The sequence below is a fragment of the Streptomyces sp. YS-3 genome, from assembly GCF_045257485.1.
Lineage (GTDB): Bacteria > Actinomycetota > Actinomycetes > Streptomycetales > Streptomycetaceae > Streptomyces.
On the sequence record NZ_JBJHPC010000003.1, the window covers coordinates 1 to 21,340 of the forward strand.

19 protein-coding genes are annotated in these 21,340 nt (G+C 71.6%); 4 read left to right on the plus strand and 15 right to left on the minus strand.

Annotated elements, in window-relative coordinates; all coding sequences use genetic code 11:
• Positions 1–270: 270 nt before the first annotated feature.
• The 3 genes from ACJA3G_RS00495 to ACJA3G_RS00505 all read right to left on the minus strand — a co-directional run bounded on the left by ACJA3G_RS00495 (position 271) and on the right by ACJA3G_RS00505 (position 4,044).
• Positions 271–1,794, minus strand: coding sequence for a DUF4192 domain-containing protein (locus ACJA3G_RS00495; protein ID WP_406550814.1), 1,524 nt, complete (start codon positions 1,792–1,794; stop codon positions 271–273).
• A gap of 246 nt (positions 1,795–2,040) precedes the next feature.
• Positions 2,041–2,496, minus strand: coding sequence for a carboxymuconolactone decarboxylase family protein (locus ACJA3G_RS00500; RefSeq protein ID WP_358837865.1), 456 nt, complete (start codon positions 2,494–2,496; stop codon positions 2,041–2,043).
• 354 nt (positions 2,497–2,850) lie between these two features.
• Positions 2,851–4,044: a ScyD/ScyE family protein gene (locus ACJA3G_RS00505; protein WP_406550815.1), complete on the minus strand. Its 1,194-nt coding sequence runs from the start codon at positions 4,042–4,044 to the stop codon at positions 2,851–2,853.
• Positions 4,045–4,438: 394 nt separating this feature from the next.
• Between ACJA3G_RS00505 and ACJA3G_RS00510 the strand changes: the two genes are divergently transcribed.
• Entirely contained in the window at positions 4,439–5,521 is a 1,083-nt protein-coding gene (locus tag ACJA3G_RS00510) for a methyltransferase (RefSeq protein WP_406550816.1), read from the plus strand.
• Positions 5,522–5,629: 108 nt separating this feature from the next.
• Here the strand turns inward: ACJA3G_RS00510 and ACJA3G_RS00515 are convergent, their stop codons facing one another.
• From ACJA3G_RS00515 to ACJA3G_RS00560, 10 genes are all read right to left on the minus strand, one after another.
• Positions 5,630–7,018, minus strand: coding sequence for a nucleotide pyrophosphatase/phosphodiesterase family protein (locus ACJA3G_RS00515; RefSeq protein ID WP_406550817.1), 1,389 nt, complete (start codon positions 7,016–7,018; stop codon positions 5,630–5,632).
• Complete coding sequence (gene eboE / locus ACJA3G_RS00520) at positions 7,015–8,184, minus strand: metabolite traffic protein EboE (protein WP_406550818.1); 1,170 nt, start codon at positions 8,182–8,184, stop codon at positions 7,015–7,017. Before eboE ends, ACJA3G_RS00515 begins: the two co-directional genes overlap by 4 nt.
• Before the next feature lie 3 nt (positions 8,185–8,187).
• A complete protein-coding gene (locus ACJA3G_RS00525; RefSeq protein ID WP_406550819.1) occupies positions 8,188–9,036 on the minus strand; it encodes a TatD family hydrolase in 849 nt (282 codons plus the stop codon).
• A gap of 2 nt (positions 9,037–9,038) precedes the next feature.
• Positions 9,039–9,647 (minus strand): EboA domain-containing protein, encoded by a 609-nt coding sequence (locus tag ACJA3G_RS00530; RefSeq protein ID WP_406550820.1) that lies wholly within the window; start codon positions 9,645–9,647, stop codon positions 9,039–9,041.
• Positions 9,644–10,516 carry a sugar phosphate isomerase/epimerase family protein gene (locus ACJA3G_RS00535; protein ID WP_406550821.1) on the minus strand — a complete coding sequence of 291 codons (873 nt, stop codon included), beginning with the start codon at positions 10,514–10,516 and terminating at the stop codon, positions 9,644–9,646. Before ACJA3G_RS00535 ends, ACJA3G_RS00530 begins: the two co-directional genes overlap by 4 nt.
• Entirely contained in the window at positions 10,513–11,397 is an 885-nt protein-coding gene (locus ACJA3G_RS00540) for an SCO3242 family prenyltransferase (protein WP_406550822.1), read from the minus strand. The genes ACJA3G_RS00535 and ACJA3G_RS00540 overlap by 4 nt, the downstream gene beginning before the upstream one ends.
• Positions 11,394–12,530 carry an inositol-3-phosphate synthase gene (locus tag ACJA3G_RS00545; RefSeq protein ID WP_406550823.1) on the minus strand — a complete coding sequence of 379 codons (1,137 nt, stop codon included), beginning with the start codon at positions 12,528–12,530 and terminating at the stop codon, positions 11,394–11,396. Before ACJA3G_RS00545 ends, ACJA3G_RS00540 begins: the two co-directional genes overlap by 4 nt.
• A 256-nt stretch (positions 12,531–12,786) precedes the next feature.
• Entirely contained in the window at positions 12,787–13,842 is a 1,056-nt protein-coding gene (locus tag ACJA3G_RS00550) for a ParB/RepB/Spo0J family partition protein (protein ID WP_406550824.1), read from the minus strand.
• 553 nt (positions 13,843–14,395) lie between these two features.
• Complete coding sequence (locus ACJA3G_RS00555; RefSeq protein ID WP_406550825.1) at positions 14,396–14,764, minus strand: antibiotic biosynthesis monooxygenase family protein; 369 nt, start codon at positions 14,762–14,764, stop codon at positions 14,396–14,398.
• Between the two features lie 49 nt (positions 14,765–14,813).
• On the minus strand, positions 14,814–16,319 hold the full coding sequence (locus ACJA3G_RS00560) for an FAD-dependent monooxygenase (RefSeq protein ID WP_406550826.1): 1,506 nt from the start codon (positions 16,317–16,319) through the stop codon (positions 14,814–14,816).
• A 497-nt stretch (positions 16,320–16,816) separates the two neighbouring features.
• Between ACJA3G_RS00560 and ACJA3G_RS00565 the strand changes: the two genes are divergently transcribed.
• The 3 genes from ACJA3G_RS00565 (at position 16,817) to ACJA3G_RS00575 (ending at position 19,176) form a co-directional block, all read left to right on the plus strand.
• A complete protein-coding gene (locus ACJA3G_RS00565; RefSeq protein ID WP_406550827.1) occupies positions 16,817–17,272 on the plus strand; it encodes a VOC family protein in 456 nt (151 codons plus the stop codon).
• Between the two features lie 305 nt (positions 17,273–17,577).
• On the plus strand, positions 17,578–18,405 hold the full coding sequence (locus ACJA3G_RS00570) for an NAD(P)H-binding protein (RefSeq protein ID WP_406550828.1): 828 nt from the start codon (positions 17,578–17,580) through the stop codon (positions 18,403–18,405).
• An 18-nt stretch (positions 18,406–18,423) separates the two neighbouring features.
• Positions 18,424–19,176 carry a gamma-glutamyl-gamma-aminobutyrate hydrolase family protein gene (locus tag ACJA3G_RS00575; protein WP_406550829.1) on the plus strand — a complete coding sequence of 251 codons (753 nt, stop codon included), beginning with the start codon at positions 18,424–18,426 and terminating at the stop codon, positions 19,174–19,176.
• 210 nt (positions 19,177–19,386) lie between these two features.
• Here the strand turns inward: ACJA3G_RS00575 and ACJA3G_RS00580 are convergent, their stop codons facing one another.
• Entirely contained in the window at positions 19,387–20,259 is an 873-nt protein-coding gene (locus ACJA3G_RS00580) for a sigma-70 family RNA polymerase sigma factor (protein WP_406550830.1), read from the minus strand.
• 166 nt (positions 20,260–20,425) lie between these two features.
• Positions 20,426–21,190 (minus strand): SDR family oxidoreductase, encoded by a 765-nt coding sequence (locus ACJA3G_RS00585; RefSeq protein ID WP_406550831.1) that lies wholly within the window; start codon positions 21,188–21,190, stop codon positions 20,426–20,428.
• Positions 21,191–21,340 lie beyond the last annotated feature (150 nt).

The window sequence follows — 21,340 nt, forward strand, 5'->3', positions numbered from 1 at the left end:
GGGCGTCGGCCGGGGGAGGGTCCCCGGCCCGGGGAGGAACGCCGGCCCGGGGAAGACCACCGGCCCAGGAAGAGACACCAGCCCAGGAAGTACCACCGGACCAGGAAGGACCACCGGCCCGGGGAGGGACATTGAACGTCATACCTTGCCTTCCGAGCGCTCCGGCCGCGTGCGTGCATCGGGCCGACCGCCCTCGCGCGGCGCCCCCCACGTGAACGCGGCCGACCGTGCGCGGGTCACGGAGCGACACGGCGTGGCGTCGGCCCGGTGTCATTGGTCCGTCCCGTCCCGCCGCACCGTCCGGTCGCTCCGTCGGGTCCCTCGCCGGGCGGACCCGGCCGTCGTGGAACCGTTGCCATCGGGAAGGGCCGGGGTGGGCATCCCGTCCTTCCGGTTCGGGGCGGGCACCCCGTCCTTCCGGTTCACCGGGGCCTTGCCCGGAGCCTTGCGGCGCAGCTTGAGCCGGCGCGCGGGCATGGCCGCGCCCATGTCGAGCGTGGAGATCGGCGCCGCGATGTCGGGCCCGCAGGCTCGGGCGACCTCAACGCCCGGTGCTCGTCCCGGACTTGGCGTCGGCGTACCGGGCCCGCACACCGGGTCCGGCTCCGTGACGCCGGGTCCCCACACCGTGTCCGCCGCCGCGCCCTCCCGCTCCCGCCTCTCCTCCCGCAGGCACCTGCGCAGGGCCTCCGGATCCAGGCCCTGGTTGCAGGCCTGGTGCAGCAGTTGAGCGAACTGGTAGTCCGGGTCCGCCCGCAGGGCCAGGCCCAGGGCGACCCGGGCGGCCGGCTCGTCGCCCGTCGACCACGCCACCCAGCCCGCCAGCGTCAGCGGGACCGCCGCGTGCTCCCCGTAACGGCCCACGCAGCGGCGGGACAGCGCGCGCCACAGGCGCAGGGCGGGGACCGCGTCCGGGCCCTCCATCCACTCGGCCGCGCGGTCCCGGGTGGTGCGGTCCTGGAGGCCGAGGAGCAGGGCCGCCGCCTCGTCGTGGGTGATCAGGCCGTCGTCCAGCGCGTCCCCGTCCGTACGGCCCGCGGCCGGGGGCGCGCCGGCGAGGCGGCGCATCACCCGGCCCGCGAGGTCGAGGGTCTCCCGGCCGACCCGCAGCCGCTCCTCCTCGTCCAGGACGCGGGGCACGAGCGCCGCCTCGGCCGCCGCGAGCGCCCGCTCCTGGTCGGCCGCCGCGGGGCGCCGCCACGGGGTGAGGCGTGCCTCCATCTCCCGCAGGGAGCCCCGGACCTGGAGGCCCGCGAAGGTCGCGGCTGCCGCCAGCACAGACGTACCGGGCAGAGCCAGTACGTTCCCCTCCGGCGGGCAGCAGCGCGCGTCCGGGCAGCAGTACGACCAGTACCTGCCGTCCGAGATGCACAGCGCCTCCAGGACCGGGACGTCCAGGGCGCCGCACGCCGTCCGCAGCAACTGCGCCAGCGGACGGAGCCTCTCCATCACGTGACCGGCGGTCGTGTCCCCGGCCGGGTCCGGGTCCTGGCAGAGGAACACGATGATCCCGTCCGGGCGCGGCCCGCGCCGCTCGCTCCCCGCCACCAGGCACTCGGCCAACTGCGCGGCGACATGCGGCCATTCACCCGGCGCACGGGGAATGCCGAGCCGGAGCCGCCCGCCGAAGCGGCCCCGGCGACCGTGGAGGGCGACCATCACGATCGAGTCCGTCGGATGGAAGCCCATCAAATAGGGCAGGGCGTCGGCCAGTTCGGCCGGGTTGCGCAGGGTGAGCTGCGGGTCGTCTTCGGGCAGACCGTGGGATCCGTGCGATTCGCGGTGCTTGTTCATGCCCCGACGGTCCCGCGCCGGGCCACCCCTCACCAGCCCTGTGGATAACGTTGTCCACAGGCGAGAACAGGCCATCGAAAAAACCTTCAAACTGAGGGGCGGTGGGACCGTCGCGTCTCGTCGCGCGACGGTCCCACCGCCCGCTCTGTCCAGCTCCGCAGCCGCGACCCGGTCCGGGTCCGGTTCCGCTTCCGGACGGGGCGCCGGGTCCGGCGGGGCCGTGCCGCACACCTCGCTAGACCGCGTCTACCACTTCTGGCCGGCCTGCTGCTTCGTCGTGGCGTTGAGCCGGTTGAACAGGTTGCTGACGGCGATGTGCAGCACGAGCGAGGCCAGCTCCTGCTCGTTGAAGTGCTTGGCGGCCTCGTTCCACACCGCGTCCGGGACCGGGTCCTCGCGGTCGTTCAGGCGCGTGACGTGCTCGGTGAGCGCCAGCGCGGCGCGCTCGGAGTCGGTGTAGAAGGGGGTCTCGCGCCACGCGCCGACGGAGAAGATCTTCTCGTCGCTCTCGCCCGCCTTGCGCGCCTGGCCGGACGCCGACTCCACACAGGGGCTGCAGCCGTTGATCTGGCTCGCGCGCAGGTGGCTGAGCGCCAGCAGACCCGCCGGGACGCCGCCCGCGTAGGTGGCCTTGTACAGGCTCTGGATGGCCTGCATCGCGTCGGGGAGGACCATCGCCGGGTTCTGCATCCGTGCTTCCATGACTGCTCTCCTTCAGAGATCTCAGCGATCGCTTTCAGCCGATCGCTCAGCGGTGACGCCGGCTCGATTCCATCGGTCGGAATCCCGCGTCACAGAACTGACGGGTCCCGCCTCAGGAGTGTGACCGCGGAAGGAGAAGAATTTTTCGCGCGGCCGTCGAGCGGGCCCCGCTCGGCCCTCCGACGACCTCGCCACACGGACATCGAAGCGGCCCCGCAAGGCGTCAGGAGCCTTGCGGGGCCGCTCGTCGCACACCGACCGGAACCACCGGCCCCGGCGTCAGGACCAGGACCGGGTCGGGGCCGGAACCGGGCCCGGGACCGGATCAGCGCCGGGACCGGGACCGCGTCCGGATTACTCCGTGACCTTGATCAGCTGACCCTCGGTGCCGACCGAGTTGTTGGTCACGTAGATCTCGTTGTTCGGACCCACGGCCAGACCGGTGGACATCGCCAGCTTGCCGTCGGTCGGGATCTCGGTGACGGCCTTGGTCTTGATGTCGATCCGGTTCAGCTTGCCCGGCAGCGGCGGGCCCTGCTGCTGGAAGCCGCCGGTCAGCGTCAGCGCGATCAGGTTGCCGTTCTTGTCGGCCGCGAGGTCGGTGACCGCGGTCAGACCGCTGGCGAAGACCTCGGCGCGGTGACCCGGCACCAGCCGCCAGATGCGCGAGCCGCCCGGGCGCAGACCGCCCATGTCGGCGATGTAGAACGCGCCGTCCGCGCCCTTGACGATGCCGCTGGGCACCGACTGGACCTTGACCGTGCCGTCGGCGGCGACGGTCTTGGTCTGCGGGGCGAGCGACTCCAGGACCTTCTTCTCCTTGGCCGACGGGGCCGCGCCGGCGCCGCCCGGGGCGGGGAGCTCGTTGTCCGGGAAGATCGCCTCGGTCGTGGTGCGACCGCCGAAGCCGACGCCGACCAGGTCGTTGGCACCGGCGTCCGTGACCAGGAAGCCGCGGCCGTTGCGGGCGAAGCGCCAGGCGTTGCTGTGGATCGACGCCTCCTCGCCGCCCGCCGGGTGACCCAGCACCCAGTCGGGGTCGAGCAGCGTCTCGTGCTTGACCGGGTCGCCGACGACCCAGCCGCTGCCCGTCTGCAGCGTGCCGAGCTTGGCCGCGTCCGCGCCGAGCTTGGCGCGGTCGTCCGTGCCGCCGCCGAAGCCGCTGAGGACGAGGTAACCCGATCCGTTGGCCTCGACGTCGTTGGGACCGGCGGCCGAGATCGGCTCGTACGGGTTGGTCGGGGCCACCGCGGAGGACGCCAGGCCGGTGACGACGCGGCCCTGCTGGGTGCCCTTGACACGGTAGACAGAACCGGTCAGTCCGACGCACTTGGTGCCCGGCGCGCAGCCCGGCTTGCCCACGCCCGACTCGGCGATCAGGATCGTCCCGTCCGCCTGGACGGAGAGGCCGCGGGGGTTGTTGAGCTTGCTCGCGATGACCTCAATGTTGGCGGCAGCGGCCTTGGCATCCTTCGGCGAGGACGGCGAGGCCTGTGCCGGGCCCGGGATCAGCGTGACGGCCAGCGTGCCCACGGCCGCCGCTGCCACGAAGGCCCCACTCCAAGACCTGCGTATTCTCGACATGTCTCTCCCTCATCATGGCGTGCCCCCGTCATTGGGAGCCGACTCAACGGGCGCCACGATAGACGCTTCTACCTCAACCGTCCTGTATTCACAGGTAAGTTGTAAGCCTGTCCGACTGCGATGCATCCGCAGTTGCACACTTGATTCGCACTCGGAATTCACTGGTGCCGAACTCGTGTCGGCATTTCGGCCAACTCGGGCCTGTTTCTCGCGCGTTGAGTGGTTGTTCGCCGCCGTGCTCGGCTCTAGAGTCTGCCGGGCGACGCCCATAGTTGACGCCATAGCTGACGCCGTAGTTTCCGGTATCCCGGCAATTGAGACTTTGATACCGCTGCGCAACCGCCCACGGAGGATACGCATGCCCCCAATTCCGCCCGCCCGAGTCGTCCGCATCGTCGAAGGGGTGCGCGCGCGGGTGCAGCGCCTCGCCCAGCTGATGGTGCCTGCGCCGATCGCCGTCCTCGAACTGGCCCAGGGCGCCTGGGTGTCCCAGGCGATCTACGTGGCGGCCGAGCTCAAGATCGCCGACCAGCTCGCCGACGGCCCGCTGTCCTCGGAGGAGATCGCCCGGCGGATCGAGGCCGACCCGGACGCGGTCCACCGCCTGCTGCGCGCCCTCGCCGGCTACCGCATATTCAGCGAGCAGAGCGACGGCCGGTTCAAGCTGACGCCGATGGCCGACGCGCTGCGCACCGGCACGCCGATGTCGATGCGCGACATGGCCCTGTTGACAGGTCACCCCGCGAGCTGGGAGGACTGGGGTGCGCTCATCCACACCGTGCGCACGGGCCAGCCGAGCCTGGAGAAGAACCGCGGGATGCACGCGTACGAGTACCTGGGCCAGAACCCGGAATTCGCGGAGATCTTCCTCAACGGCATGGGCACGCTCTCGAATATGGAGACCGAGCCCATTCTCGCCGCGTACGACTTCTCCAAGTACAAGACGCTCGTCGACGTCTTCGGCGGCCGTGGCGGTCTGCTCTCGGCGATCCTCAAGAAGACACCCCAGTCGAAGGGCATCCTCTTCGATTCCCGGGCGGACGAGCTGGGCGCCCACACGTTTCTCTCGGAAGAGGGCGTGGTCGACCGGGTCGAGATCGACAAGGGCGATCTCTTCGGTCCGCTGCCGGCCGGTGCGGACGCCTATCTGCTGAAGCACATTCTGCATGAATGGCCGGAGCCGAAGGCACTGGAGATCCTCAAGAACGCGCGTGAGGCAATCAGCCCCGACGGCCGGCTGCTCGTCATGGAATTCGTTCCTCCGGAGGGCAACGCGCCGCACCCCGCCAAGCTCGTCGACCTGTGGCTGATGATCCTCGTCGGCGGCAAGGAGCGCACCGCCCGCCAGTACTCGGAGATCCTGCGCGCCACCGGCTTCCAGCTCGACCGGGTGGTGCAGACCGCCGCGGGCGTCTCCATCGTCGAGGCGCGCCCGGTCTGACGGACCCCCGTCCCGTGACGGCGGTCGTCCCGTGACAGCGGTCGTCCCACGAAGAAGCTCCTGGCGGATCGTTTCCGCCAGGAGCTTCCTCCGTTACGGGAGCACGACCTACGCCAGCCCCGCCAGCCTCAGCAGCAGCCCCTTCACCTCGGTGGCCGCCACCTCGTCGCCCACCGCGTCCGGAGCCGAGCACAGCAGCAGCGGCCCGTCCCGCGGGTCGTCGGGCAGCCGCCCGTGGCTGCCGCGCACCGGTGAGGGGTCCAGCGGTACGACCGCCATCCGGTAGCGCATCCCGAGCTTCTTGCGGGCCAGCGCCTTCGCGGCCTTGACCTTCACATACGGGTCGAGCGGATCCATGAACAGCTCGACCGGGTCGTATCCGGGCTTGCGGTGGATCTCGACGAGCTGGGCGAAGTCCGGGGCGCGGTCGTCGTCGAGCCAGTAGTAGTACGTGAACCAGGCGTCCGGCTCGGCGATCGCGACCAGTTCGCCCGAGCGCGGGTGGTCGAGACCGTGGCTCTTCTTGCCCTCGTCGTCGAGGAGCCGCTCGATCCCCGCGACGTCCGCGAGAGCCTCGCGGACGGCTTCGAGGTCCTCGGGCCTGCGGACGTAGATGTGCGCGAGCTGGTGGTCGGCCACCGCGAAGGCACGGGAGGCCATCGGGTCCAGGTACTCCATCCCGTCCTGGGTGTGCACCTCCAGGAGTCCGGCACGGCGCAGGGCGCGGTTGATGTCCACGGGCCGGCTGACGCGGGTGATGCCGTACTCCGAGAGCGCCACCACCGTGCGGCCGGCCGCCTCGGCGTCGTCGAGCAGGGGCGCCATGGCCGCGTCGAGCTCGGCGGCGGCGCGGTAGGAGCGCGGGTCGTCGGGCCCGTACCGCTGGAGGTCGTAGTCCAGGTGCGGCAGATAGCACAGCGCGAGGTCCGGGGCGCGCGTCGCCAGGATGTGCCGGGTCGCGTCGATGATCCACTGGGAGGAGACGAGGTCGGCGCCGGGTCCCCAGAAGTGGAAGAGGGGGAACGTGCCGAACTTGTCGTGGAGTTCGTCGTGGAGCGCCGGGGGCCGGGTGTAGCAGTCGGGCTCCTTGCGGCCGTCGGCGTAGTAGACCGGGCGCGGGGTGACCGTGATGTCGGTGTCCGCGCCCATCGCGTACCACCAGCAGATGTTGGCGACCGTGTAGCCGGGGTGGGCGCGTCGCGCCGCGTCCCACACCTTGTCGCCCTCGACCAGGCCGTTGTGCTGCCGCCAGAGCAGGACCTCGCCGAGGTCGCGGAAGTACCAGCCGTTGCCGACGATGCCGTGCTCGGCGGGGAGCGTCCCGGTGAGGAAGGTCGACTGGGCCGCGCAGGTCACGGCCGGGAGCACCGTGCCGAGCCGGGCCCGGGAGCCGGAGCGGCCGAGCGCCTTGAGGCGGGGCATGTGCTCCAGCAGCTTGGGGGTGAGGCCGACGACGTCCAGGACGAGGAGCGGGGTGGGCGCAGGGGCGTCGGTCATGGCAGTTCCTTGAGGCCGAGGTCGGTCAACAGGTCCCGGGCGAGCGCCAGTTCGGCGGCGATGCCCTCGGCGAGCCGGTCCCGGTCGCGCGGGCGCAGCTCGGCGGGCAGCGCCTGCCAGGTGTACGTCTCGACCTCCAGGTGCCGGGTGCGCGCGATGGGGCCGCCGACCAGGACGGCCAGGGTCTCGCGCAGTACGGGCAGGGTGGAGGTCAGCGGCGCCGCGGGGCGCGCGTGCAGCGGTACGTGGAAGTGGGCGCGCCAGGGGGCGCCGTCCGGCAGGGCCCCGCCCGTCAGGGCCGTGCCGAGGTCGTCGGTGCCGAGGAGCGCCCCGCCGTTCCTGGTGCGGGTCTGGTGCAGGAAGCGGGGTTCGGCGAACTCGGCCAGCGCGGCGCGCACTTCCGGCCTGGACGGCTCCTCGGCGTGCAGCGCGGCCGACAGCTGGGCCTTGGGGACCGTGATCCCGGCGGTGCGCAGCGCGTCGAGCGCCCGGGCCGGATCCTCGAACGAGGTGGCCAGATGGCAGGTGTCGACGCAGACGCCGATCCTGGGCGAGCCGATCGCGGTGAGCGGGGCGATGGCGTCGGCGGTGGTCTCGACGGTGCAGCCGGGCTCGGGCTCCAGACCGATCCGGACGGACTTCCCGGTCTCCTCCTCCAGCGCGTCGAGGCGCACGGCCAGCGTGCGCAGCGCGGTGTGCGCCGTCTCGGCCGCGGCGCCGTCGAAGCCGGTGCGCCAGGCGAGCGGGAGGGTGGAGATGGTGCCCTCGGTGACGTCGTCGGGGAGCAGTGCGGCGAGCAGGCGCGCGAGGTCGGTCGTGTACGCGAGGCGTTCCGGATCCGTCCAGTCCGGCCGGTAGACGCGGTACTTGACCTCCTCGGCGCCGAACCCCTCGTACGGGAAGCCGTTGAGGGTGACGACCTCAAGGCCGCGTCCGTCGAGTTCGCGGCGCAGACGGCGCAGCGCGGCCGGGTCGGCGCTCAGCTCTCCGGCCGCGCCCCGGGCCAGCCACAGACCGATGCCGAGCCGGTCGGTGCCCAGGCGGCGGCGCACCGGCTCGCAGTGGTCGCGCAGTTGGGCGAGGACGCCGTCGAGGGTCTCGGCGGGGTGGACGTTGGTGCAGTACGCGAGGTGGACCGTGGAGCCGTCGGGGTGGCGCAGTCGCATGGGTTACTCGCCGCCGCGCAGGATGGAGTTGCCCTCGTGCAGGGTCGCCGGGGCGGCCACCGAGAGGTCGAGACGGCCGCTCAGCCCGTAGAAGGCGACCGGGTTGCGCCACAGCACCAGGTCCACCGCGTCCTCGTCGAACCCGGCCTTCAGCATGGTGTCGGCCACCTTGCGGGTCTTGAGGGGATCGCTCCTGCCCCAGTCGGCGGCCGAGTTGACGAGCACCTTCTCCGGGCCGTACTCGTCGAGGATCGCGACCATCCGGTCCTCGTCCATCTTGGTGTCGGGGTAGACGGAGAAGCCGAGCCAGGCGCCGCTGTCCTTGGCCTCGCGCACGGTCGTCTCGTTGAGGTGGTCGAGCAGCACCCGGTCCGGGGCGAGCGCCGACTCGCGTACGACGTCGACGGTGCGGCGCAGACCGGTGAGCTTGTCGCGGTGCGGGGTGTGCACCATCGCGGGCAGGCCGTGCTCGGCGGCGAGCTGGAGCTGTACGGCGAGGGCGTGGTCCTCGGCGGGCGTCATCGAGTCGTAGCCGATCTCGCCGACGGCGACCACCCCGTCCTTGACCAGATAACGCGGCAGCTCGTCGAGGACGGGCGTACAGCGCGGGTCGTTGGCCTCCTTGGGGTTGAGGGCGATCGTGCAGTGGTGGGCGATGCCGTACTGCGCGGCCCGGAACGGCTCCCAGCCGAGCAGCGCGTCGAAGTAGTCGAAGAAGCTCGCGGGCGAGGTACGGGGCTGGCCCAGCCAGAAGGCGGGCTCGACGACCGCGCGCACGCCCGCCGCGTACATCGCCTCGTAGTCGTCGGTGGTGCGGGACGTCATATGGATGTGCGGGTCGAAGATACGCATGGTCAGGACTCCTCGGCCCCGGTGAGGGCCAGTACGCGGTTCAGGTCGTCGGGGACGGGGCGGCCGGCGGCGGCCCGCTCCTCGGCGTAGTCGCCGAGCATCCGGGCGAGTTCCGTGTCGCCGTGGGCGCGCTCCCCCAGGGCGGCGACGGCGTCCACGGGCACGGCGGTGAACAGGCACTTCAGTACGGCGTGCCGCCAGGCGTGCGGGTCCAGGTGGGCCGCCGCGTAGGGGCCGACGGCCGCCGCCACCAGCCGGGTGTCGTTGGCGCGCAGGGCGTCCTCGACGAGCGGCACCCCGGCGGCCGGGTCGATGCCGAGCTCCGGGAGCGCCAGCAGGAGCGCGCGGCGCTCGGCGGCGCTGCCCTGCCGGTAGAGCCGGGTCGCGGTGGCCGCGTCCACCCGGGCGGTGCGCAGCAGCAGGACGCGTGCCGCGTCCACGGCGTCGGCGCCGAGGTGGCGCCCGGCCGAGGCGAACCGCAGCTCCCAGGGGGCGGTGCCGAATCCGGCGGACGGGCGCTCGGCGGTGTGCGCCGCCTCGGCGAGCGCCTCGTCGAGCCAGGCACGGGCGGCGCCGCCCAAGCGGGCGTCGAGTTCCGCACGAGGTATCACGGCTGTACTCCCTTCAGGGGCGAGGCGGCGCCCGTGCCGAGCGGACGCAGGAACTCCATGGACCGGCGGGCCTGTTCGGGGCCCGCGTGGGAGTGGCGGGGCAGCTCGACGACGGTCAGGCCGCGGTATCCGGTGGCGTCCAGCGCCGCCAGGACGGGCGGGAAGTCGATCTCGCCGTCCCCGAACGGCAGGTGCTCGTGGACCCCGCGCCGCATGTCCTCGATCTGGACGTGCCGCAGCCAGGGCGCGGCGGCCCGGACGCACTCGGCGGGCGGCAGCGGCTCCAGGCACTGGCAGTGCCCGATGTCGAGGGTGAGCCCGAGCGGTTCCGGGTCGCCGAGCTGTGCGCGCAGCCGGTGGAAGTCCGCGAGGGTGGCGAGGAGATGGCCGGGCTCGGGTTCGATCGCGAGCGGCACACCGCTCTGCGAGGCCGCGTCGAGGACCGGCTCCAGGGCCTCCCCCAGAAGCTTCCAGGCGGTGTCGTCGTCGAGGCCCGCGGGGGTGATGCCGCTGAAGCAGTGCACGGCGTGCGCGCCGAGGTCGGCGGCGACGCGGACGGCCGTGACCAGCAGCTCGGTGCGGCGGGCCCGGGCCCGCGGGTCCGGGTCGAGCAGGGACGGGCCGTGCTTGCGCCTCGGGTCCAGGACGTACCGGGCGCCGGTCTCCACGGTCACGTCGAGGCCGAGTTCGCCCAGGCGCCGGGCCACCGCCGCCGTGCGCTCCCCGAGTCCGGGCGCGAGCGGGTCGAGGTGCATGTGGTCGAGGGTCAGTCCCACGCCCTCGTAGCCGAGGTCGGCGAGCAGGGCGAGGGCGTCGTCGAGGCGCAGGTCGGTGAGGCCGTTGGTGCCGTAGCCGAGGCGGATGCTCATGTGGGGCTGACCTTTCGTGCGAGCGTGCGGGCCACGGGGACGAGACCGGCCAGGGCGGCGGCGGTACGCACCGAGCCGGCCCGCGCCGCGAGGGCCGCCTGGAGCGGGATCATCGCCTTGATCCCGCCGCCGACCGCTCGCTGGGTGAGCGGGGGCGAGGGGTTGAGGACGGCGTGGAAGAGGGGCTTGGCGGCGGTGGCGGCGTAGGTCGCGGCCAGGGCCGCCCGCGCCAGGTCGGCCGGTGCGGGGCGGGTCCACGGCGACGGCGCGGGCCGGGCCGTGAGCGCCCCCAGGGCCAGTGCTCCGGCCAGGGCCGCCAGCGGCGCGGACACCGCACCCCCTTGGGTCTCGTGGCGGGAGACGGTGGTGACCGCGTAGGTGTGCGCGCCCAGCGCCGCGGCCGGGAGCAGGGACGGCCTCGCCACCGTGCCGCCGGTGGCCGTCGCGCCCAGGAGGAGGTCGAGGGAGCGGGCCGCGGCCATCGCCGCCGGGCCCGCCGCGGTGTGCTTCAGACGCAGGTCGTACGCCCACACCGTGCCCGCGAGCGCGGTGGCCACCAGACCGGCCGGACGCCCCGCGCGGTGGGCGAGCGCCAGGCCCGCGCCGGTGAGGCCGACCGCCGCCACCAGGGCCGCGGCGGGCTTCACCCGGCCGGACGGGATCGGGCGGTGCGGGCGCTCGACGGCGTCCTCGGCGCGGTCCGCCCAGTCGTTCAGGGCCATGCCCGCCTCGTACAGGCACAGCGAGGAGCCGATCGCGAGCACGGTGCGCCCGTTGGGGCGCAGCCCGGCGGACGCCGCCCCCGCGAGGGCGTCGCCGGGAACGGTGAACAGCGCGGAGACACGCAGCAGTTCGGCCCAGGCGCGCAAGCCCTGCTTCACCGGACCTCCCGCAGCCGCTCGGCGAACTCCAGCAGCACGCCGTACTGCTCGGCGAGCGCCGAGGAGCCGCCGTCCGGGTCCTTGAAGTAGAAGCCCAGCTCGGGGCGGGGGCCGGTGAGTCCGGCTTCGTGGGCGCGGGCGGTGAGGCGGGCCAGGTCCAGGACGAGCGGCGCGGCGAGCGCCGAGTCGCAGCCCTGCCAGATGGTCTGGAGGACCATCCGCGAGCCGAGGAAGCCCTCGAAGACGATGTGGTCCCAGGCGGTCTTCCAGTCCCCGAGCGCGGGCACGTCGTCGATGTGCACCTCACCCTCGGGCAGCATGCCGAGGGTGTCCTCCAGGACGCGGTTCTTGCCCGCGTTCTTGGCGGCGGCTGCGGCCGGGTCGGCCAGCGAGGCCCCGTCCCCGCCGCCGAGCAGATTGCTGCCGGACCACGCCCGTACGGCCAGGGCGCGCTGGCGGAACATCGGCGCGAGCACCGCGCGGAGCAGGGTCTGGCCGGTCTTGCCGTCGCGGCCCGCGTACGGGACGCGGGCCTCCTCGGCCGCGGCCTCCAGGGCCGGGTGGCGCAGACCGGTCGAGGGGGTGAAGTTGACGTACGCGCACCCGGCGCGCAGCGCCGCCGCCGCGTAGAGCGAGGAGGCGGGCAGCCGGGTGTCGCCGCCGGCGGGCGCGGGCTCGGTGGAGGAGACGTTGACGACGACGGTACGGGCGACTCCCGTGCGGCGGGCGAAGTCGGTGAGGTCGGCCGTGAACGCGGCGATCAGCTCCTCGTCGCCGCGGGTGTCGCCGGGCAGCGGGCCGCCCATGCGTATCTCCTCGTCGGCGGCGGCGAGTTCGGCGCGCACGGCGGCGGGCAGGGTGTGCGGGAGCACTCCCCCGGCGGCCAGTTCCTCGGCACGCTTGGGCAGCGGGCTGCTGGCCACGTCGTGGCCGCCGAAGACGAAGGACGACAGCTCGGGAAGGCCGGTGCCGGTGAAGTCGGGGCTCTCGGTGACCATGCCGGTGGCGGGCTGGAGCCCGGCGGCGACGGCGGCGCAGCCGGCGACCGCCGTGGTGGCGACGGAGCCGCGGGCTCCGATGAACCAGACCCCCGTCCGGGGGCCGTTGTCGCGGGTATCTGCGTAAGGGGACATGGACAGCCTCCTGGGTACGTCAGCGCGTTGAAGCCTTTCCAACCTGACGGCAGGGACGGCTGGTTGGGCAGCTGTTCGAACGTATCGATGATCCGCCCGCCGACGGACGGTTGCGGGTGTGCCGCAGTTGCACGCGGCCAACGGGCGGAGTGCCGGCGCGGGCGTCGGGCCCGCGCCGGCACTCCTCCTCGTCGCTCCGCACGTGTGCGCGGTGTTCAGCGCGCTTCGGCGCCGCCACGGCCGGTGCCCGGCCGGCTCACTCGGCCCGCTGCTGGAGCTGCTCGGCAAGGGTCTGCCAGGCGGCGGCGCAGCTGCGTGCGAGGTCGGCGACCTCGGGTGCCCAGTGGCCGGGCAGACCGCGGCCGAGGGTCTCCATGCCCTCGCCGTCCACCGTGTAGTGGTGGAGCCAGCGCAGGGTGCGCCGGCCGGCCTCGTTGAGCCGCAGCGAGGGGTCCTCGCTCAGCTTGGCGAGCAGTTTCTGCCGGTCGACGGTGATCTCCCGCCGCTCGCTGCGGGCGCTCACCGCCCGCTGCGTCTGCCGGGGCACCACGGGCGTGCCGGGCGCCGGGCTCTGGCCCGCCGCCGTACGGTAGCGGCCCGGCACGGGGTCCTCGCCCCGGTCGATGCGCTGCCGTACGTCCCGCACGGTGGCGGGCGAGAGGCCGGTCGCCCGGGCCACCTCGCGCAGCCCCGCGTCGGGCCGCTCGTGGATCATCGCGGCGGCCTGCTGGCGGCGGTATCCGCTGTCCAGCGGGCGCAACCGGCCGTCCCGTCCCAGGCGCGCGTTCGACTGCGGAGCGTCCGCCGAGGAGCGGGACCTGATCCGGGAGATCGTCTTGTCGGAGAGGCCCACGGCGGCGGCGACGGCCCGGTCCGACCACTGCGGGTGGGTCATGATGATCCGCGCGGCGGCGACCGAGCGGTCCGAGCGCGACAGCGGCAGACCGTGGGTGACGTTGGCCTTGACCGCCAGGACGTATGCGGCGCCCTCGTCGCAGTCGACCATCCGGGCCTGGATGGTGGTCCGGCCGTTGAGGAGCGCGGCGCGAACCCGGTGGGTGCCGTCGATGACGCGCATCGACGGGCGGTGGACGGTGATCGGCGGCAGCGAGTCGCCGGCTTCGGCGAGCACGCGCACATGGTCCTCGTCCGCGCCGCCGAGACGGGGCGAGTCCTCGAAGACCAGGGAGTCGATGCGTACTTCACCGGCGGGATGCGACTCGATCCAGACCATGGAGGTCACGACCTCGTCGAGGTCCGCCGCGTGGATCTTCAGTAACTGATCATCAATTGATTGCTCGGCCAGACTCACTTTGCGCCCCCTCGCAATGAATCGGAACCGGAATCCACTTCCGGTGTGCGAAATGAAAGGCGACCGGGCAGGCCTTGTCAACCACCCCGGAGCCGGTTGCCGAGGCCCGGATTTCCTTGTGGCACAAGGCCGTTCACGCGCGCGTAAGGCGTGTGCCGGGCAGCTTGAAGGGCCCTCGGAGCGGCACGGACCGCACTGCTGTACGGGTCGCAAACGGCGGTCGAGCAGAGCGGAAGTTCAGGTTCCGTCAAGTGCGGACAACCTTCTGTACCGTCGGAGGTGAACAGTCGGGGGAATCGGTCCACTGAGGGGGACCGGACGTCAGGGAGCGTCAGAAGAGGGGCCGGGATCGCACATTCGGGGGTGTTGATCGGCTTCGCACTCGTGATGCGCCCCGGACGCTCCCCCGCCCCGGGGTCGGCCGCCGCCCGCTCTCCCGCCTCGGGGCGGTGGACCAACTCCCACGACGTGGCGCGAAGTTGGCTGGTTTTCTGGCCGAGAACAGACCCGGATCCCGTCACATCGGTGTGACGGGCCCCGGGCCTGCGAAGCGTCAGTCGCCGCAGATGCCGTCGACCGCGACCTTCTCGTACAGATGGGGCGAGACCGTGCAGCCCCGCGGGTACCCCGAACCGCCGGGACGGACCTCAAGGTTGTCGTGTGCCGCCGCCAGATGGGCGGCGGACTGCCAGACCGCGACGTTCACCAGGATGCGGCTGCCGGCGATGCCCCGGTGCATCTGCGTGGAGACGAAGCCGGGCTGCCGCGTGAAGTATGCGGCGTCCTCGCGCCAGAGCGCCAGGAACTCCTCGGTCCTGCCCTTCGGCACGGTGAACGTGTTGACCAGCACGACCTGGCCAGTGCGCTCCTTCAGTTGCTGTGTATAAGGAGTGGTCTCGTCTGCCTCCACGAATTCGATCACAGAACCTCCTGCAGGTCGGCGGGTCGGCGGGACGGGCGCGGGCGCCGGCTCAGCGCGGCGAGCCGAACCAGCGCGCGAGCGCGTCGAGCAGCTCGCCGCCGTCCGGGGCGACCCACGCCACGTGTCCGTCGGGACGGATGAGGACGGCGTCCGGGGTCGTGCCCTCGGCCGTGTCCGCCGGGACCCAGCCGTCCGGGACGATGTCCACCCGGTCCGACCAGCTCGCCCCGGTGACGATGTCGATCCGGTCGGACCAGCCCTCGGCGAGGCGGGCCGGCTCGGCGCTGCCGTCCGCGACGACCAGCACACCGCGCGCCCGGTGCAGCAGCTCCGAGACCCGGGTGGTGGAGCCGTCCCCGAGCTTGACCTCGCGGTCGGGCATCCGCAGCCCGAGCAGCGGGTGGCCCACGGCGCCGCCCATGTCGTACCGGATACCGAGGCCGCTGACGTGCCCGGCCAGGCGCCGCGCCGCGTCGGGCGACTGCACCAGCTCGCGCATCACCTGGCGCATCGGTTCCATCTCGTCACCGGTGAGATAGAGGGAGGCCTGGGCGAGGGTGTTGCGCAGCAGCTTCTCGCCCACCGGGTGCCGTTCGGCGTGGTAGGTGTCGAGCAACCCCTCGGGCGCCCAGCCGTTGACGGTGGCGGCCAGCTTCCAGCCGAGGTTCACCGCGTCCTGGACACCGACGCTCAGCCCCTGGGCGCCGGCCGGGATGTGGATGTGGGTGGAGTCGCCGGAGAGCAGCACCCGGCCGCGCCGGTACTCCGCGGCCTGGCGGGTGGCGTTGGTGAACGCGCTGACCCACTTCGTCTCGGCCCCGTGCAGCGACTGCCCGGTGAGCTCCTGCCAGGAGTCCGCGATCTCGGTAAACGTCAGCTTGGTGTTGTCGCGGGGGGTGAGCTTCGCCGGGTGGATGATGATCCGGGTCACGCCCTCCTCCAGGCGGATGGCCATCACCATGCCGCCGTCGACCCGCTCGCCGATCACCCGCGGCTTGATGTCGGGACGGTCCACGACATCCGCCACGTACATCCCGCGGGTGGCCTCGCGCCCGGGGAAGTCGATGCCGGCCAGCTTGCGGATACGGGAGCGCCCGCCGTCGCAGCCCACCAGGTACCGGGCGGTGTGCTCGGCGCGGCCGTCCGGCCCGTCCACCACCACCGTGATGTCGTCCGGCCCTTCCCGGTAGTCGACCACCTCGTATCCGCGGCGCACCTCCGCGCCGAGGTCGATGGCCCACGCCTCCAGGATCTCCTCGATGCGGTACTGGGGCACTCCGCGGATGCCGAAGTGGTTGTCCTCCAGGGCGGTGAAGTCGATGCGCACACCGCCGAAGTGGCCCTCGTTGCCGATCTCGATGTCACCGAAGCGGGCCAGCAGTCCGCGCTGGTGGAAGACCTCCGCGGCACGCCGGGTGAACCCGACTCCGCGCGACTCCCCGCTCGGAGTGGCTCTCTGCTCGTAGACGACGACGTCGACGCCGTTCAGCCGCAGTTCGCCGGCCAGCATCAGCCCGACGGGTCCGGCACCGGCAATGATCACGCCAGTTCCCATTTTTCGTCCTCCTGGATGAGATATGCGAGATCGAATTCAGCGGCTCGGGAATCCACTCGCAACGCCCCACGACGCCGCTCAATCGGCCTGTCGAGATCGAAAACGGAGCGTTGAATGTGATCATGCTCAGCGGCTCCCACAAAAGACCTTTCGGGCCGCCGAAGAAGTCTGCAACTCGACGATCAGGGGCGTCAAGGGGAATGGGTCCTGCTGTTTTCCATGATCTCCGCGGGCACCACTTCCGCCACTTGGGCAATCCTTATTGAAATATGCCCCAGAACCCCCGGTGATCCTTTTCCGCCCATCGGAAGAGAACGGAAAAGCGGAATAGGAATGAGGTATTCAACAGACCGAAGTGCCTTGTTCCGGATAGCCGGTACGCGATCAAGATCAAAAAGGCCGCTCGACATCGACTTTCCGCGGTTGCCCTCTTGACTCGAAGAATTGGATGTTGCAAGGGTGCTCCACGCAGAACACCAGACTTAATAAGGAGAGCGATGTCCTCCGCAGTCACGCAGAAGCTCACGGTTTTTCTGGCGTTCCCGCAGGATGCCGAGGAGGCGGTGACGTTCTACACGTCCCTCTTCGACGGCTCAGAGGTGATCAACACCATTCGCGCCCGGGCCGGTGAGCCGGGCTGGGTGGAGGGAACCCTGCAGCACGCGGTCTTCACCCTGGCCGGGCAGCAGTTCATGTGCATCAACATTCCGCCGGACGGCGCCCGGGGCTCCGACCACGCCCCTTGGGACAGTTACTCGTTCTCACCCGCGATGGCGGTGTACGTGCAGTGCGACTCGGACGAGGAGTTCGACCGGGTCTTCGAGGGCCTCTCCGAGAAGGGTGAGGTGATCATGCCGGTCGGCACCTATGGGTTCAGCGCCAAGTTCGCCTGGGTCAACGACCGGTTCGGGGTCTCCTGGCGGATCAACCTCTCCGAGAGCAAGACCGGGTAACCACACCTCCCCGCTCCACCGTCGGCCATGAGGCACTGCCGCCTCATGGCCGACGCTGCCCTGCAGAAACGTTTTTCCAAAACCGGCCTACTTACCGGTCGGTCACTTATTCACGAGTCTCCGCCGCGCGGCACACCGCAGCGCCCCACCCACCGCCCGGCCGCGCGCTTTCCCCTGCCCGGAATACGTGTGTCCGCATTACCCGTGCCGGATCACCTGTGGCCGGATTATCCGTGCCCGTATGAGTTGCCTTCGCAAGATGCAAGACATCCATCGGACGTCCCCCCTTGACCACGGGAGAAGACATGATCTTGGTAACCGGCGCGACCGGGAACGTCGGCAGAAACATCGTCGACGAGCTGCTGAAATCGGGGGAGCAGGTACGGGCCATCGCCCGCGATCCCGCCAAGTGCGCCCTGCCGGGCGACGTGGAGGTACTGGCGGCCGATCTGGGCCGGCCCGAGACGCTGGGCAAGGCGCTGCGGGGAGTTGAACGCCTCTATCTGTGGCCGGTGTTCGGCGAGCTCCAGGGAGCGGTCGACGCCATCGCGGCTGCTGGGGTGCAACATGTGGTCATGCTGTCTTCCGAGGCGGTCACCTATGCTGCCGAAGAGCCGCACATCGCGTGCGAGAAGGCAGTCGTCGAGTCGGGAATGTCATGGACGTTCCTGCGGCCGAGCGCGTTCATGTCCAACGATCTCCTCTGGATACCCCAGATCGCCAAAGACGGAGTGGTGCACGGTGTGTACGGAAGTTCCGCGATGGCGCCGATCCATGAGCGCGACATCGCGGCGGTCGCGGTGAAGTCCCTGCTCGCGGCGGAATCCGGCACGATCCACTCGATCACCGGGCCCCAGTCGCTCAGCCAGGAGGAACGGGTGCGCCTGCTCGGCGCCGCGCTCGGCATCCCCACCCGCTTCCAGGAGGTGCCGCGCGAACGCGTCCGCGCGGCGATGGTCAACTACCTCTCCGGGTACGTGGCCGATCAGATCCTCGACCGGCGTGTGGAGTTGCTGGGCAAGGAGGCGGAGGTCCTGCCCACCGTCGAACTCGTCACCGGCCGCCCCGCCTACACGTACGCCGAGTGGATCACCCACCACGAGGCGGAGTTCCGCCCCGTACTCAAGATCTGACCCTTTGTGAGGTGCACTGTGCATTCCGCCGTCAACGAGACCCTGAACTCGCTGGACCGCACACGCCGGCCCGTCATCGGCATCACGGCCGTCGTGACCCAGATCAAGTTCGCGATCTTCGAGATGGACGCGACGTTCGTTCCGCAGACGTTCGTCCAGAAGGTCGCCGACGCCGGCTGCATACCGGTGCTGCTGGCTCCGCAGCCGGGTGTGGAGCAGACCATCGGCGGCCTCGACGGTCTGCTGCTGCTCGCGGGTCCCGACGCGGACCCGGCGCTGTACGGGCAGGACAAGCACGAGAAGACCGGCTGGAACGACACCACCCGGGACCGGGCCGAACTCGCCCTGATCGAGGCCGCGTTGGCGGACGACCTGCCCACCCTCGGCATCTGCCGCGGTGAGCAGCTCATCAACATCCTGCGCGGCGGCACCCTCCACCAGCACCTTCCGGAGATCGTCGGCCACGACAACCACTCCCCCGGGGGGAAGGAGTACGGGCAGCAGAAGGTGCGGCTCGAACCCGGCAGCCACCTCGCCGAGTTCCTGAAGAAGGACGTCGTGCCCTGCCACCACCACCAGGTCATCGACCGGGTGGGAGAGGGTCTGACGGTGACCGCCTGGTCCGAGGACGGGACGGTGGAGGCGATCGAGGTCGACGGCCACCCGTTCGCGGTCGGTGTGCAGTGGCACGCCGAGGAGTCCGACGACGACAGCCCGTTCACGGCGCTCGCCGAGGCGGCGCGGCAGCGGATGGCGGTCCGGCGCGGCTGATCCGCCCGCGCTCGGAGTCCGCTCAAGGAATGACAGAGGCGCAGCACGGCCGGATGGCCGGGCTGCGCCTCTTGGTGTTGCATGGAGCGTGCCGGGTGGAGCGGGGTTTCGGGGGGTGCTTCCCATGAGAACCGGGGATTTCCCGAGGGGAAACGGGGAGCGTTCCCGGTTTCGGGGCCCGTTCCGCGCCCGCGTCCGGGTGGCCGCCGGCTACTCCGCCAGGATCTTGACGTCCATTTCGTCCAGGTGTCCGGGGTCCGCGAGCATGTCGATCGCGGCGATCCGGCCGTCCACGACGATGAAGTCGAACACCACCTTCACACTGCCGTTCGGCGCCCAGACCATGCCCGGGGCCCCGTCCACCAGCGCGAGCTGGGCGACCTGGGCCCGGCCGGAGAACGTCTTGGCGACCGCCTGGGCACCCAGGGCACCGCTCGCGCCCATCGCCAGGGCGGCGCCGTCGACCCGGACGACGACCTCCGGGTCGAGCAGGGCGAGCAGTTCGTCGAACCGGCCGCCGCGCGAGGCGGCGAGGAAGGCGTCGACGATCTGCCGCTGGCGGCCCCGGTCGGCGGTGGGCGCGGCCTCGGCGTTCTGCACCCGGCGGCGTGCCCGGCTGGCGAGCTGCCGGGTGGCGATGGTGGAGCGTCCCACCACGGGGGCGATGTCGTCGAAGGGGACGGCGAACATGTCGTGCAGGACGAAGGCGAGCCGCTCGGCCGGGGAGAGCGTGTCGAGCACCACCAGCAGCGCCGGGCCGACCGAGTCGACCAGGACCGCTGCCTGTTCGGGGTCCGCGCTCTCGTGCGCGCCGTGGTGGACGGGCGGTGGCCGCTCGCCCAGCAGGTCCTCGCGCCGCGACTCGCGCGAGCGCAGCATGTCCAGGCAGACGCGCGCGACGACCGTGGTCAGCCAGCCGCCCAGGTTCTCCACCGTGCTCACATCCGAGCGGCTGAGCCGGAACCAGGACTCCTGCACGGCGTCCTCGGCCTCGTTCAGCGAGCCCAGCATCCGGTAGGCGACCGCCCGCAGATGGGGGCGGTGCGCCTCGAAGCGCTCCGCCAGCCGTTCGGTCTCGTCCATGGGTCACATTCCTCCACCGGGCCCGTCGTCACGCACTGCGAGGCCCAGCCTATGGGACAAGTCACATCAAGTTCATATCTTGGATGTTCGGTATCCAGTTCGGTCATTCCCTATGAAATTGTCCGTCCCCGGGGGCGGCCGGCCCCCTGCTCCCCGCCGGGCCCGGTCAGCCGAGCCTGGCGGCCAGGAACTCCTCCCAGGTCACCCGGGCCGTGTCGTACCCCTCCCGCGGGCCCTTCGGCAGCAGCCCGCCGGCCCGGATCCTGCCCAGGCCCGGCATCCACACCGGGACCACCGGAGAGCCGCGGTGGACGGCCTTGAGATACGCGCGGATCATCGCGACCGCGTCGGTGGCCTGCGGCCCCACCAGATCGGGCACCCGCCCGGCCGCCTTGTCCACGGCCAGCTCGGCGAGCCGGGACGCCACCTCCTCGGGGTCGATCGGCTGTACCTTGAAGCCCGCGGGGACCGGGACCAGGGGCAGCTTCTTCGCCTTCTGGGCTCCGTTGAGGATGAAGTCGTAGAACTGGGTGACGCGCAGCAGCGTCCACGGCACCTTGGAGCCGGTCACCACCCGCTCCGACTCCAGCTTCGACTTGAAGTAGCCGAAGGAGACGTCCTCGACGCCGACGATGGAGATGTAGACGAGGTGCGCGACCCCGGCCGCCTCGGCCGCGCGGACCAGGTTGCGGGTGGCCTCGGCGTCGCCCTTCTTGTCACTGGCGCAGTGCACGAGCGTGCCCACGCCCTCGACGGCGGGACCGATGCCCTGGTCCTTGGCGAGATCGCCGGTCACGTGGGTGACACCGGTCTCGGCCGGGCGGCTCTTCCTGCTGAGCACCCGGACGTCGGCGCCGGCGTCCCGCAGCCGCGAGACGACCAGTCGTCCCAGCGTGCCCGTGCCGCCGGTCACCAGGATGGGCGACGTCATGGCTCCTCCTTCGTTGAAGTGTCGCCACACTGACGATCCGGCCCGCGAAAGTGTGACGTCCCGGTTCCGGACCGGCCCGGACCGGTCCCGGACACACCACGGGCGCACCGCCTCCCGGGTGGGAAGAGGTGCGCCCGCGATCGAGGACCG